The following is a 12,578-nucleotide window of genomic DNA, read 5'->3' as shown; positions in this document are numbered from 1 at the left end:
CGGTCACTCGGGCCGGGCGAATCGGGCGGTGGCCACCCCGAGCGCCAGCACCGCGAGCAGCCCCAGCACCGCGATTTCGACGGCGACCGGGGGCACCCAGCCGGCCCAGGCCGGGCTCACCACCTCGGCGTCGCCGGGCAGGGTGCGGCGCAGGGCGTCGACGCCGTAGGTGAGCGGGTTGGCCAGTACCGCGCCGCTGAGCCAGCCGGGCAGCCCCTGGGCGGGCAGCACCGCGCCGGACAGGAACAGCAGGGGCATCAGGCACAGCCCGGCCACGATCTGGAACGCCTCCGGGCGGCGGATGCAGACGGCGATGAGGACGCCCAGAGCGGTGAACCCGAACGCCAGCAGCATCAGTACGGGCAGCGCGAGCAGCAGGCCGGGGCGGTAACCGGAGCCGGCGAACGGCGCCAGGGTGAGCATCAGTGCGCCGTACGCCCGCCGGTGGTGGCCCCGCCCAGACAGATTCCGAGCAGGACGGCCCGGCGGGCGACCGGCGCGACGAGAACCTGGCGCAGGAAGCCGGATCTGCGATCCCACACGATCGATGCGCCCACGCTCAGGGCGGGCGCCTGCACCGCCATCAGCACGGCGCCGGGGAACAGGTAAGCCCGGAACTCGCCGCCGGCACCCGGGGCGAGGGCGGCGTCGAGGCCGGTGCCGAGCACCACCAGGAACAGCAGCGGCAGCAGCAGGACCATGGCCACGCGCAGCGGGCTGCGGGCGAACCGCAGCAACTCGCGGCGCCACAGGACGTGCACGGTGCGCAGGTGCGCGGATCCGGTCATGATGCGCCCTCCGTACGGATGGTGTGCCCGGTGTAGTGCAGGAACACGTCGTCGAGCGTCGGCGGGGTCACGGTGATCGAGTGCACCGGGACGGTCAGCGCCGCGCACAGCCGCGGGGTGAAGGCGGCCCCGTGGCGTACCCGCAGCCGCAGGCCGTCCCGTTCCGGCTGGGTCCGGTGGCCGAACACCTGCTGGATCGTGCGGGCCGCGGCCGCGTCGTCGCCGGTGCGCAGCCGGACCAGGTCGTCGCCGACCACCGCCTTGAGCCGGGCGGGCGTGCCCTCGGCCACGAGCGTGCCGTCGTTCATGATCACCACCTGGTCGCAGTTCTCCGCCTCCTCCAGGTAGTGCGTGGTGAGGAAGACGGTGATGTCGCGTTCGGCGCGCAGCTCGGCGAGCCGCTGCCACACGGCGGCCCGGGTCTGCGGGTCGAGGCCGGCGGTCGGCTCGTCCAGGAACAGCACGCTGGGCGTGTGCAGCAGGCCCCGGGCGATCTCGAGGCGGCGCCGCATCCCGGCCGAGAAGCCGGCCACGGGCTCGCCGGTGCGCTCGCTCAGACCCATCAGCTCGAGCAGGTCACCGGCCCGGCGCCTGGTCTCCGCGCGGGGCAGCCCGAACAGGTCGCCGTACAGCTGCAGGTTCTGCGCGGCCGTCAGGTCCATGTCCAGGGTGGCCTCCTGGAACACCAGGCCGATGCGCTGCCGCACCTCGGCCGGTCGGCGCCGCACGTCGCAGCCGGCCACCTCGGCGTACCCGGAGGTGGGTTTGAGCAGGGTGGACAGCAGACCGACGGTTGTCGTCTTGCCGGCGCCGTTCGGACCGAGGAAGCCGAACAGGGCGCCCGCCGGCACGGTCAGGTCGAGCCCGGCCACCGCGGTGCGGGCGCCGTAGCGCTTGTGCAGCCCCTCGGTGCGTACCGCCGGGTGGCCGGTCATCGGGCACCGCCCGGGGCGCACCGGACGCTCAGCACGGTGCGATAGTGGGCGATGTCGTCGGCCTCGCCGATCGCCGTGCCGTCCACCTCGATCCAGGCGTGCGCGCCGAACGGCTGCGCCCGCACCCCGGTGCACCAGTCCGGCCAGGTGCCGCCGAGGCGGCAGAGCAGCGCGGCGGCGATGGAGCGTTGCAGGCAGCCGTGGCCCGCGCAGCGCGCGCTGACCGTGATGACGGCTTGCCGGGCGCGCGCGGCGGTGGCGGCGCTGGCCGGGCGGGCGCCCCGGCTGGCCCGGACGAGCACCCGGCGCAGGGCGTGCGGGCGCAGCCGGCTCAGCGGCCGGGCGGCGGCGACGGCGAGGCGGGCCGTGATCTGCGCCCGCCACGGCAGCGGCATGCGGGGCGGCACCGCGACCGGGACGCTCATCGGGTCACCACCAGGCGGTGGTCGCGCAGCCCGCGGATCAGCTGCCGGACGTCGCCGGCCGACCGCTCGGCCGGGATCCCGGCGCGGTCGCTCAGCTCGCGCGCGGCCTCGTCGGGCGACGCGCCGGCCAGCAGCGATCCGAGGACGCCCGATGCCGTGGGGTTGAGCTGCCAGTACCGGCCGCTGCGCAGGTCGAGCAGGACCAGACCGTCCGCGGTCTCGGTGGCGGTCACGTCAGGCGACAGGTCGTACGTCATGCGAGGTCCCTTCCATGCGGTTGGTCTCGTCGAGCGAGCGCAGCCAGCTCTCGCAGGCCAGCGTGGTCTCGAACGGCACCAGGCCGGCCAGGTGCGGCCGGGGAGCGAGCAGCGCGTCACGCAGCGCGCCGGCGTCGACCAGGCCCAGGCCGGCCAGCCGCAGGTCGTCGCACCAGCGGATCAGCCGGCTCAGGTTGGCGCGCAGGCCCTCGTAGATCTCGGCGGCGAACTCGCCCTTGGTCTGCCGGCCCAGCAGCGGTTCCGGCACCAGGCCCCGCACGGCCGCGGTGAGGACGGGCTTGTAGTGCCCGCGGACCACCCGGTCCTCGATTCGTACGCGCAGCGCCGCGTCCACGATCCGGTCGTCCAGGAACGGCGCTTCCCAGGGCAGCCCGGCCGGAGCCAGCGCCGCGTTGAGCTCGCGCAGGGCGTCGCCGCTGCCGGTCACCATCTCGGTGGCGTGGTGCTGGACCCGGTCGGGATGCAGCGGGGCGACCGGCCCGGCGGCGGTGACCGCGGCCCGGACGGCGTGCGCCGTGTCGTCGCGGCACCAGGCGGGCAGCCGGACCGGGCCGATCCATGCGGTGGCCGGGGCGGCGAAGTCCGGCGCCGGGCCGGTCAGGCCGCTGGACACGGCGGCGAGCGCGGCGCCGAACGTACGCCGGTCGGTCAGGGCGCGCGCGGTGTCGCCGGTCCGCCAGCGGTTCAGCAGCCGGGCGCGGCGGGCCGCGCCGAGCGTCGCGACCGGGTCGCGGCGCAGCATCGACCACAGGTACGCGGGCGGGTGGCTGAAGAGCTCGTCGCCGCCGAGGCCGCACAGGTGGACCCGGGAACCCTGGGCGCGCATGCTGTGTGACAGTTCCGCCATCTGCGCGAGGTTGCGGTGGAAGAGCAGCGGTGCCTGTGGGGTGACCGAGCCGGGCGCGGGCTCGGAGAACCACGCGGGGCGGTCCTCCGGTGCGTCGCGGCGGTGCCGGGCCCGGGGCAGCAGCCCGGCGGCCCGGCCGGCCCACACGCTGTCGGCGTTGGCCGGGTCCCGCGGGGTCCAGTGGTGGGTGATCAGGTCCGCGCCGGCGGCATCGGCCAGGAAGCACAGCGTGGTGGAGTCGAGCCCGCCGGAGAGGTCGGCGCTGACGGTCGCTCCGGCGCGGGCGGCCACGGCCGCGCACAGCGCTGATCGGAGGTACGCGGCGGCCTCGGCGACCGGCAGGTCGGGGTGTGGTGGCCTCCACCACCGGTGGGTGCGGGCGCCGCCGTCCGGGTCCAGTTCCAGCCAGGCGCCCACCGGCACCGCCCGGACGTCGCGCCAGACCGGCCGGGTGCTCAGGGGCCACGGCGGGGCGGGGCTCAGCAGGCGCAGGGCCACTGCCTCCGGGTCCACGGTTGCCCCGCGCAGGCCGGCGAGCAGCCGCTGGCCGGTGCCGGCGTACTCGATCCCGTCCACCCGGGTGTGGAAGATCTGCCGGGCGCCGGACAGGGTGCCCTGGGCCCGGACGTGCCCGTCGAAGGACACCAGCAGGTGTGCGCTGCCGTGCTGCTCACGCCACCACCGGTCCAGGTCTCCCAGGGATCGCGCGGCGGCCAGGGCCCGCTCCGCGGCGCCGGGGTCCGGGCGGGCGCTGCCGGCCACCACCAGCCGGCGCCGCCCGGCCGTCACCACGGTGAGGTCGCCGTCGCGCCAGTGGCCGGCCAGCCACGGCCGGCCGGACGCGTGCGGCAGCACCCGGCCGGGGTGGCCGGTCGCCGCCACGGCCGGGCTGTCGGGGAAGATCAGGAACTCCATCGCCCGCCTCCGGGGTCTCGGTGCCGCGGCGGAGGGCCGGTGCGGCCCTCCGCCACTGGTCGCACCGGCTCAGCAGCCGGTCGGGCAGAGGTTGAAGAACCGGACCAGCCAGTCCGGCGTCAGGCCGAAGAAGTAGCCGAGCGTGACGTCGGTGAAGTCCCCGAGCTCCACCAGCGCGGGCGGTTCGTAGACGGCACTGTGGTCGGTCATCGTCCGTTCCTTTCGTCGGGCCGGCCCGGTCGGACCGGCTCCACCACGCTCGCCTACACAGGCCCCTATACGTCGCTACCGGTCACCCCGCAGGAAGGTCGACAGGACCTCGGTGAAGCGCTCCGGCTGTTCCTCGGCGGGATAGTGCCCGCAGTCGTCGAGCAGGACTCCGGTGACGTCGTCGGCCGCCAGCCGCATCGTCCGGAAGGCGTTCTCGCCGCTCGGCGGAGCTGGCCCTGTGCACCCTGGCGACCAACAAGTCGCTGGCGGTGCTGAGCCGCGCCGGGCTCTCGGGCGACGACCTGACCACAGTCGCCGCGGTCGCCGCCCGCGTGGGGGTGTGAGCGGTCAGCCGACCAGCTCCCGCGGGTGCGGCACGATGCGAAAGTCGGGCGGGCTACACCTGGCGGAAGGGGATGCCGAGGAGGCCGGCGGCGGCCGCGTAGGTGGCGGCGCGGTGGCCCACGGACAGGGACCAGTGGTGGCCGATGCCGGTGGCGCTCCAGGCGTCGACCCATTCGCCCGGGTCGCGGCCGAAGTCGACGCGGGAGGTGGTGTTGCCGATGCGGAGCAGGGGGCCGGGGACGACGGTGCCTTCGGAGGCGACGAAGGCCAGGGTGCCGTCCTCGTCCTGGCCCAGCCCGAGCAGCGTCACCGGCCCGTGGCGGACTGCTTGAGCTGCGGCAGCAGGCCGGGGAACTGCGGCCAGTAGGCGCCCAGGCCGCCGGAGACCAGGCCGATGCGCGTCTTTCGTGCGGTCTGCCGCCCCCCGCGTGATGCGCGCGTAGAACGAGTTCGTCGCACGCTACCGCCGGTCTCCCGCCGTCGGCAAGCGGCCGGAGACGGGCCTCCCGCAACGTCTCAGCTCACCAGGCGGGGCCAGCGGGCCAGCTCGGCGGCGGTCGACGGGTCGGCGAAGGAGAGGGTGAAGGACGCGTCGGCGGTGCGGCCGACGTTCCAGAGGAGGGCACCGTCGAGGTCACTGCTGCGCACGGCGCGCCCGGCGGCGGCGTAGAAGGCCGACCGGTCGGCCGCGTCGCCGCCGTCGGACAGCGAGAACCCGATCTCCTCCAGGAGCACCGGCTTGCCGGCCGTGTCCGCGTCGGCGCGCCAGCCCTGCAGCACCGGGGTGAGGGCGTCCGGGTCGCTCAGGTACTTCGGGAACAGGTGCGTGGAGCACAGCGTGATCGACGGTACGGAACACAAGTCACCGAAGCCGCTGCCCGCCGGGCCCGCCATCTCCGCCCGGGCCGGATAGCCGTCACGGAAGCCCTCCGCACCGATCGTCACCAAATGGCGCTGGTCAATGCTCGCCACATAGCTGGCCATCGTCTCGGTCCAGTCGCGCACCGGGCCGCGCGGCTCGTTCATCAGGTCCCAGGCGAGGATGCCGGGGGAGTCGGCGAGGCGGACACCCTGGTCGTCGGTGAAGGTGAGCACCCGGCGCACCTGATCCTGAAAAGGCCCGGCATTGGTGAAGAAGTCCGGGCCGATCCCGCCGAAGTCGTCGTGGAAGTTCGACAGGGTGCACACCAGACGCACCGATCGCCCGTACGCATACCGGGCCGTCGCCGCGAGAGTGCGCAACGTCGCGTCGCTGATCCCGCCGTCCTTGTCGAAGCACCACGTGCGGATCGTGTTGTGCCCGGCGTTGGCCAGCGCGTCGATGCGCGCGACGATCTCGGCGTACGGCTGGGTGAGAAGGTCGTAGCTGTTGACCCCCGCCGCGCGCCACCTCTCGCCGGCCAGATAGAGATGCTGGCCCTGTTTGCGGACGAATTCCGAGGCGGGCGGGCGGCGCTTGTAGACGTGGATCGGGCCGCTGCGGTAGACCTCGGCGAAATGGTCCTCGAGAATCGCCCGGGACTGCGCCCCGAAGCCCTTCCACACCGCGTCCGTGTCGCCCTGTTGCAGGATGACCCAGGTGGCGTGCTTGCCGGGGTTGTCCAAACTTTCCTGCCAGTACGGCTTGTTGCCCACCCCGATCAGCGAGTGCATCGGGACGCCGCTTTCGACGGGCCCGATCGGGCGCCGGTAATCGTCCATGAGCACCAGGCCGGTGTCGTAGTGTGCGCGCATCCACGCCTCGACGTGCGGCGCGTCCGGGCCCTTGGAGACCAGCTGGGACGACAGGCCGTGCGTGCCGTCCTCGTACGTCATGACCCGGCTCGTCGCCACGGAAACCGCGCCCTGGGCGAGGATCACCACCACGAGCACCGGCCCGAGGATCCGCGGCTTGCGGGCGGCGAGGAACGCGACGAACAGGCCGATCGGGAGCAGCGCCTGCAACCCGTACCGGATGTTGCTCATGGTGTAGGGCACATTGTCGGGCACGAATCGCGGCAGGATCAGCGACGCCTGCCCGAGCCACAGCGACAGGATGTAGAAGGCGAAACTGCTCAAGGCGACGAAGCCGACGAGGACGGGGCCGAGTGCGCGTTTCTTCACGGAGGAGGTGACGAGCCGGATCAAGCCCGCCCCGGCGACCACCATCAAGGTCGAGCCGGCGACGATGCGGACGTCCTCGAACCAGTACACGACGGACTTGCCGGCGTGGTGATAGGTCGGCAGCAGACCCGTACGCAGGAAGAATTGTTGTTGTTCGGCGGAGCCGTAGACGCTGGACGCGAAGTAGAGCGGGTCGGAGAAGATGAGCTGGTTCCACACGAGCCAGCCGCCGATCCCGGCGAAGGCGAGCACCCCGAAGAGGATGACCAAGCCGTTCCTCTTCGTGCGGAAGGCGACCAGGGCCACGACGACGGCTTCCATGCAGACCAGCGCCCAGCCGTCGTAGCGGGCCAGCGTGGCCAGGCCGCCGAAGAGCCCGGCCAGGACCAGGCTGCTCGTGCCGCCGCGCAGGATCCACTTCGCCAGGAAGTAGAGCGAGGTGGTGACCATGGCGAGCAGCAGCACCTCGGTCATCGGGGTGGCCGCCAGATAGAGCGTGTTCGGGTTGGCCAGCACGACCAGCGGGGCGAGCCAGCTGACGCCGGCCTTCCGGGTCAGCAGGAAGGCCAGCTTGTACGCCATCACGCACAGCAGCACGAGCGCCGGCACGCTGACGGCGGGGCCTGCGATGCCGCTGCGCCACAGGTCGTCGTTGACCACGAACGGCAGCATGGTCAGGTGCGGCAGCGGCAGCCACACGCTGCCGAGCTGCGCGAACCCTCCGGTCAGCCCGCCGACGACCCGCTTGGCGATGTTGAGATGCGCCTCGGCGTCGCCGTAGGCCAGCACGACGTGGTGGTGCATCGCCCACGCGCTGGACGCGATCCCGGCGGCCAGCGCGAGGATCCCGACGAGCCAGGTGTGCATCCGCAGCCGGCTCTTCTCCCGCTCGTTGAAGCGGGCGCGCATGGTGAAGAACTCGCGGACCGCCTTGCGGATCACTGCCGGGTCGCCGCCGCTGGCCTGCCCGTGCCGCCGCGGCAGATGGGTGACCGGCAGTTCGCGCACCCGCAGGCCGTGCTGCCGGGCCTGATAGAGCAGCTCGGTGTTGACCATCGCGCTGTCCGCCGTGAGTTCCAGGCGCCGCAGAGCCGAGGCACGCATCAGCTTGAACGCGCAGTCCACGTCGCGCACCCGGGTGCCGAAGAAGAAGCGCCCGGCCAGGTTGAACAGGTGTGCGTTGCGGCGCCGCGCCCACGGGTCCTGCCGCCGGCGCCGCCAGCCGGTGACGATGTCCGCGTCGTCGGTCAGCGGCACGAGCCGGGGCAGCTCGGCCAGGTCGAACTGCCGGTCGCTGTCGGTGAACAGCACCCAGTCCATGGTCGCGGCGGCGAGGGCCCGGCGCACGGTCGGCCCGTATCCGAGGTTGCGCTCGTTGCGGATCAACCGGACCGCTTTCCCGTGTACGGCCACCAGCTGCTCGACGATGGCGGCGGTGCGGTCGGTGCTGCCGTCGTCGACGACCACGACCTCGTACGTGTCGGTGACGCTGCGCGCGGCGGACAGCGCGTCGCGTACGGCGTCGGCGATGTTGTCCGCCTCGTTGTGCGCGGGCATGACCACCGACAGGGAGGTCAGTTGCTTCGGCGGGGCGTAGCGGAAGTCCTCGACGGCGAGGGTCATCGGACCGTCTCCTGCTCCAGGTGCAGCCCGTGGACCGTCTTCTCCCAGTAGTGCGGCCGCAGGATCAGCTGACCCAGACCCTTGAGGGCGGCCACCGACATGAGCAGCCAGTAGAACGGGGACAGCAGGCCGTACTTGATGAGGTCGTGGTTGCCGCGGCGGGCGCTGCCCAGCAGGAACGTGTAGACGAAGAGCAGGTTGCCCACGGCCAGGGTGAAGACCGCCGGATAGAACACCCACGCCGGATAGAACTGCTCGATCCGCTCGCCGATCGCCGCGCGGAAGGCGAAGTACGCGATCGTCGCCGCCCACATCAGCGGATTGAGATAGTTGACGAGCACCTTGCCCCCGATGACCAGCAGGAACGTCAGGAAGTGGGGGTCGCGTGTGCGCCGCAGGTCCCAGCCGCCGCGGGTGTGCACGAGCAGTGTCTGCAGGTAACCCTTGATCCACCGGGAGCGCTGACGGATCCAGTTGCGGACCCGCGGGTTCGCCTCCTCGTATGTGGTGCTGTCGAGCATGCCGGTGCGGAAGCCCTGCCGGTAGAGCCGGATGCCGAGGTCGGCGTCCTCGGTCACGTTGTACGGATCCCAGCCGCCCAGCCCGCGCAGCACCCCGGCCCGGAAGTGGTTCGACGTCCCGCCCAGCGGAATGGGACCGCCGAGCCGTTGCAGCCCGCGCAGCATCAGATCGAACCAGAGGCTGTACTCGGCGGTGAACAGCCGGGTCAGCACGTTCTGCCGCGGATTGTAGAAATTGAGCGGGGCCTGCAGGCAGGCGACGCGGGGCGACAGTTGATCGAATGCGGAGACCGCTTTCTTCAATTGATCCGGTTCGGGCACGTCCTCGGCGTCGAAGATCACCACATAGTCGCCGCGGGCCACGGTCAGCCCGTGGTTGCACGCCTTGGGCTTGGTCTTGGGCTGCGAGTCGGGCACGATCACCACCCGGAAGGTCGCCGGCAGCGTCATGGCCCGCACGAAGGCGACCGTCTCGGTGTCGTCCTCCTCCAGCAGCAGGAGCACCTCGAGCCGATCGGCCGGATAGTCCAGCGCCGTCATGGCCTTGACCAGCTGATCCATGACCGCCGTCTCCCGGTACATCGGGCACAGGACCGTGTACAGGGGCCAGTCGGTGCGGGCCGTGACGGTGACGGCGGGCCTCTCGTCGCGGGCCGAACCGGTCACCAGCCACGCGCAGAAAAGGAGGTCGGCGAGGTAGAGGGCGGTCACCAACGCGACCACCACGAGCAGCCCGGCCGGATGCCCGAGAATCGCGAGCACGATCATGGTGGCGAGCGCGATGCCGGCGACGCCGAGCACCACCCGCTGCCCGGGCGTGGCGGTGACGCGGGCGTCGTACCGGAGCCGGCCCAGCGCGATCTTCGCTTCGACAGTCGTCATTGTCCGGGCTTTCTGCTCGACATTTGTTTCGTCCGCGTTTCTCCACATCGGACCGCGGCCGGGGTCGATGAAAGCACAGGCGCTGCGGGAAAAGAAGACAGGAAACAATACGTTCACGTGCGCTTTTCTCGGGCGCGCGAATTTCCCGCGGCCGCCGCAAGATCAACTGGTGAACTTTCTTCGCTTGACAGAGATCCACAGGAAACAGTGATGATGGTGATCCCGCACCGACCTGTTGGGAGCGTCCATGTCACCGATCCGAGCCGCCGTCCTGGCTCTGACCGCCACCCTGCTCACCGGCCCGGCCTCCTCAGCGGCCGCTCCGGCTCCTTCGACGGCCGCTCCGACGGCCGCTCCGGTTATTGACCAGAACTTCGCCGACCCGGATGTGCTGCAGGTCGGGCGCACCTACTATGCATACGCCACCAACAGCGACGGCCGCACCATCAAGTGGGCCACCTCGACCGACCTGACGACCTGGACCGTGCAGCCGAGCGACGCCCTGCCGACGCTCGGCGCCTGGGCCGACACCGACTGGTCGTTCCCGCCCGGTGGCGTCGGCGACCGCGGCGTCTGGGCGCCCGAGGTCTTCGCGACCGGCCCGCGCAGCTTCGTCATGTGGTACACCGCCCACGACCGCGCCTCCGGCAAGCAGTGCATCGGCGCCGCCACCGCCACCTCACCCGGCGGGCCGTTCACGCCCCGCGACACCGCCCTGGTCTGCACCCCGGAGATCGGCGGCGCGATCGACGCCTCCTCCTACACCGAGCACGGCCGCCGCTACATCCTCTGGAAGAACGACGGCAACTGCTGCGCCCAGGACACCTGGCTGCGCCTGCAACAGGTCAGCGCCGACGGGCTGCGCCGCACCGGCGCCGAGACGCCACTGATCAAACAGAACAAACCCTTCGAAGGTACGCTCGTCGAGGCGCCGACCCTCGTGAAGCACGGAAGCGCGTACGTGCTGTTCTACTCGGCCAACTTCTTCGGCAACGACAGCTACATCAGCAGCTATGCCACGTCGGAGAGGCTGCGCGGCCCGTACACCAAGGCCGACGCCCCGCTGATGACCACCGACAAGTTCGCGGGCGCGATCCGCGGCCCCGGCGGCCAGGACATCGTGACCGGCCCCGACGGCAAGAACCGCATCGTCTTCCACGGCTGGGACCCGACCTACACCTACCGCGCCATGTACACCCGGCGCCTCGACTGGCTGGGTAACCGCCCCGTCGTCGAGGGCGCCAAGATCCGCTACGAGGCCGAGGACGCGTCCTTCACCCGGGCCAACGCCCGCTACGCCACGGGCGGCGCCAGCAACGGCGTGGTCGTCGGCGGCATCGACTTCCCCGACAGCCGCGTCACGTTCACCGTCACCGTCCCGCGCGCCGGCACCTACCGCCTGTTCACCCGCTTCGCCAACGGCTCCGACGCCGGCGCCGCGAGTCACACCCTGACCGTCAACGGCGTGACGGCCGGCGCGGTCGACTATCCGGTCACCGGGTGGGACAACTGGCAGACCAGCGAGCGTACGGTCACCCTCAAGGCCGGGACCAACACCCTCGCGTACGCCAAGGGCGCCAACTACGCCGAGATCGACGCCATCGACGTCGCCTGACCTGATCTGCTTCGGCCCGGCCGGCGTGCCACCGCCGGCCGGGCTCACCCATGGCGCTCGAAGGCCGTGGTGGCGTGCTCGACGAAGCGGGCCACCGCGGGTGACGTCGCGGCCGCGGGCCAGACCACCGACAGCCGCTCGGGCGTCAGGTCCGGCACGGGAGCGAGCCGCACGTCCGGCGGGATCGCCATCGCGTCGCGGGTCCGCTCCGGCAGGAACGCCACGCCCTCGCCGGCTCGCACCCGGGCCATCAGATGACGCTGCGGGACGCGATCCCGGCATCAGGACGGGTGGACCTGCTCACGGCGTACGCGGCGCCCCTGCCGATCACGGTGATCTGCGAGCTGCTCGGTGTGCCGCCCGCCGACCGTGAGGCCTTCCGGACCTGGTCGGTGACGGTCACCTCCGCCTCCTCCGCCCAGCTCGGGGAGCACGCGTCGGCGCTGCTGGCGTACCGCTCGGAACTCGTCGAGCGCAAGCGGGCCGAACCCGGCGACGACCCTTGTCCAACCTGGTGCACGTCCGCGACGGCGGCGACCGGCTCACCGTCACCGAGCTGACCTCGATGGCCTGCCTGCTGCTCGTGGCCGGACACGAGACCACGGTCAACCTGATCGGCACCGGCGTGTGGCACCTGATCGAGCAGCCGGAGCAGCTGGCGGCGCTGCGCCGTGACCCCGCGCTCATCCCGGCCGCCGTCGAGGAGATGCTGCGGCTGAGCAGCCCGGCCCACGTCGCCACGCTGCGGTTCACCACAGCACCCGTACGCGTGGGCGGGGTCGAGATCCCCGCCGGCGAGGCCGTCATGGTGTCGCTGCTCGCCGCCAACCGCGACGCCACCCGGTTCCCGGACCCGCACCGCCTCGACACCGGCCGGCCCCGCGGCGGGCATCTGGCCTTCGGGCACGGGATCCACCACTGCCTCGGCGCGCCGCTGGCCCGGCTCGAGGCCGGGATCGCCCTGCGCGGTCTGCTGGCGAGGTTCGGCACGATCGAGGCGGACGCCGCGGCCGGGCCGCCGCGCCGGCGGGACAGCACGATGATCCACGGCTGGGAGGCGCTTCCCGTCCGCCTGGCCCCATGAACTCCGG

15 protein-coding genes are annotated in these 12,578 nt (G+C 72.2%); 3 read left to right on the top strand and 12 right to left on the bottom strand.

Features of this window, described 5'->3' with window-relative positions; all coding sequences use genetic code 11:
* Positions 1–3 precede the first annotated feature (3 nt).
* From RAN62_RS07130 to RAN62_RS07080, 11 genes are all read right to left on the bottom strand, one after another.
* Complete coding sequence (locus tag RAN62_RS07130) at positions 4–423, bottom strand: ABC transporter permease (RefSeq protein ID WP_305783671.1); 420 nt, start codon at positions 421–423, stop codon at positions 4–6.
* Positions 423–788 (bottom strand): ABC transporter permease, encoded by a 366-nt coding sequence (locus RAN62_RS07125; RefSeq protein WP_305783670.1) that lies wholly within the window; start codon positions 786–788, stop codon positions 423–425. Before RAN62_RS07125 ends, RAN62_RS07130 begins: the two co-directional genes overlap by 1 nt.
* The gene (locus tag RAN62_RS07120; RefSeq protein ID WP_305783669.1) at positions 785–1,723 is read right to left on the bottom strand and encodes an ATP-binding cassette domain-containing protein; all 939 of its coding nucleotides are present in this window, start codon (positions 1,721–1,723) and stop codon (positions 785–787) included. The genes RAN62_RS07125 and RAN62_RS07120 overlap by 4 nt, the downstream gene beginning before the upstream one ends.
* Entirely contained in the window at positions 1,720–2,148 is a 429-nt protein-coding gene (locus RAN62_RS07115) for a lasso peptide biosynthesis B2 protein (protein ID WP_305783668.1), read from the bottom strand. Before RAN62_RS07115 ends, RAN62_RS07120 begins: the two co-directional genes overlap by 4 nt.
* The gene (locus RAN62_RS07110) at positions 2,145–2,405 is read right to left on the bottom strand and encodes a lasso peptide biosynthesis PqqD family chaperone (RefSeq protein ID WP_305783667.1); all 261 of its coding nucleotides are present in this window, start codon (positions 2,403–2,405) and stop codon (positions 2,145–2,147) included. The genes RAN62_RS07115 and RAN62_RS07110 overlap by 4 nt, the downstream gene beginning before the upstream one ends.
* Positions 2,383–4,188, bottom strand: coding sequence for an asparagine synthase-related protein (locus tag RAN62_RS07105; protein ID WP_305783666.1), 1,806 nt, complete (start codon positions 4,186–4,188; stop codon positions 2,383–2,385). Before RAN62_RS07105 ends, RAN62_RS07110 begins: the two co-directional genes overlap by 23 nt.
* A 69-nt stretch (positions 4,189–4,257) precedes the next feature.
* On the bottom strand, positions 4,258–4,398 hold the full coding sequence (locus RAN62_RS07100; RefSeq protein ID WP_305783665.1) for a keywimysin-related RiPP: 141 nt from the start codon (positions 4,396–4,398) through the stop codon (positions 4,258–4,260).
* A 75-nt stretch (positions 4,399–4,473) separates the two neighbouring features.
* Complete coding sequence (locus RAN62_RS07095; protein ID WP_305783664.1) at positions 4,474–4,596, bottom strand: alpha/beta fold hydrolase; 123 nt, start codon at positions 4,594–4,596, stop codon at positions 4,474–4,476.
* Between the two features lie 199 nt (positions 4,597–4,795).
* On the bottom strand, positions 4,796–5,053 hold the full coding sequence (locus RAN62_RS07090; protein ID WP_305783663.1) for a hypothetical protein: 258 nt from the start codon (positions 5,051–5,053) through the stop codon (positions 4,796–4,798).
* Positions 5,054–5,259: 206 nt separating this feature from the next.
* On the bottom strand, positions 5,260–8,469 hold the full coding sequence (locus RAN62_RS07085) for a glycosyltransferase (protein ID WP_305783662.1): 3,210 nt from the start codon (positions 8,467–8,469) through the stop codon (positions 5,260–5,262).
* Positions 8,466–9,872: a glycosyltransferase gene (locus RAN62_RS07080; protein ID WP_305783661.1), complete on the bottom strand. Its 1,407-nt coding sequence runs from the start codon at positions 9,870–9,872 to the stop codon at positions 8,466–8,468. The genes RAN62_RS07085 and RAN62_RS07080 overlap by 4 nt, the downstream gene beginning before the upstream one ends.
* A 247-nt stretch (positions 9,873–10,119) precedes the next feature.
* On the opposite strand from RAN62_RS07080, the gene RAN62_RS07075 reads away from it, so the two are divergent.
* Positions 10,120–11,487 (top strand): family 43 glycosylhydrolase, encoded by a 1,368-nt coding sequence (locus RAN62_RS07075; protein WP_305783660.1) that lies wholly within the window; start codon positions 10,120–10,122, stop codon positions 11,485–11,487.
* Between the two features lie 44 nt (positions 11,488–11,531).
* Here RAN62_RS07075 and RAN62_RS07070 read toward each other — a convergent pair whose 3' ends face one another.
* A complete protein-coding gene (locus RAN62_RS07070) occupies positions 11,532–11,738 on the bottom strand; it encodes a LysR substrate-binding domain-containing protein (RefSeq protein WP_305783659.1) in 207 nt (68 codons plus the stop codon).
* 3 nt (positions 11,739–11,741) lie between these two features.
* On the opposite strand from RAN62_RS07070, the gene RAN62_RS07065 reads away from it, so the two are divergent.
* Positions 11,742–12,047, top strand: a complete 306-nt coding sequence (locus RAN62_RS07065) for a cytochrome P450 family protein (RefSeq protein ID WP_305783658.1) — start codon at positions 11,742–11,744, stop codon at positions 12,045–12,047.
* A complete protein-coding gene (locus RAN62_RS07060; protein ID WP_305783657.1) occupies positions 11,990–12,571 on the top strand; it encodes a cytochrome P450 in 582 nt (193 codons plus the stop codon). The genes RAN62_RS07065 and RAN62_RS07060 overlap by 58 nt, the downstream gene beginning before the upstream one ends.
* The last annotated feature ends 7 nt before the right edge of the window (positions 12,572–12,578 follow it).

It is taken from the genome of Symbioplanes lichenis (assembly GCF_030709675.1).
GTDB classification, from domain to species: domain Bacteria; phylum Actinomycetota; class Actinomycetes; order Mycobacteriales; family Micromonosporaceae; genus Actinoplanes; species Actinoplanes lichenis.
Note: the sequence above shows the minus strand (reverse complement) of the source record. Positions and strands in the feature narration are given on the sequence as shown.

Coding starts and splice junctions, on each gene's coding strand:
- RAN62_RS07130 (WP_305783671.1), bottom strand. CDS start 423: ATGCTCACCCTGGCGCCGTTCGCCGGCTCCGGTTACCGCCCCGGCCTG.
- RAN62_RS07125 (WP_305783670.1), bottom strand. CDS start 788: ATGACCGGATCCGCGCACCTGCGCACCGTGCACGTCCTGTGGCGCCGC.
- RAN62_RS07120 (WP_305783669.1), bottom strand. CDS start 1,723: ATGACCGGCCACCCGGCGGTACGCACCGAGGGGCTGCACAAGCGCTAC.
- RAN62_RS07115 (WP_305783668.1), bottom strand. CDS start 2,148: ATGAGCGTCCCGGTCGCGGTGCCGCCCCGCATGCCGCTGCCGTGGCGG.
- RAN62_RS07110 (WP_305783667.1), bottom strand. CDS start 2,405: ATGACGTACGACCTGTCGCCTGACGTGACCGCCACCGAGACCGCGGAC.
- RAN62_RS07105 (WP_305783666.1), bottom strand. CDS start 4,188: ATGGAGTTCCTGATCTTCCCCGACAGCCCGGCCGTGGCGGCGACCGGC.
- RAN62_RS07100 (WP_305783665.1), bottom strand. CDS start 4,398: ATGACCGACCACAGTGCCGTCTACGAACCGCCCGCGCTGGTGGAGCTC.
- RAN62_RS07095 (WP_305783664.1), bottom strand. CDS start 4,596: ATGCGGCTGGCGGCCGACGACGTCACCGGAGTCCTGCTCGACGACTGC.
- RAN62_RS07085 (WP_305783662.1), bottom strand. CDS start 8,469: ATGACCCTCGCCGTCGAGGACTTCCGCTACGCCCCGCCGAAGCAACTG.
- RAN62_RS07080 (WP_305783661.1), bottom strand. CDS start 9,872: ATGACGACTGTCGAAGCGAAGATCGCGCTGGGCCGGCTCCGGTACGAC.
- RAN62_RS07075 (WP_305783660.1), top strand. CDS start 10,120: ATGTCACCGATCCGAGCCGCCGTCCTGGCTCTGACCGCCACCCTGCTC.
- RAN62_RS07070 (WP_305783659.1), bottom strand. CDS start 11,738: ATGGCCCGGGTGCGAGCCGGCGAGGGCGTGGCGTTCCTGCCGGAGCGG.
- RAN62_RS07065 (WP_305783658.1), top strand. CDS start 11,742: ATGACGCTGCGGGACGCGATCCCGGCATCAGGACGGGTGGACCTGCTC.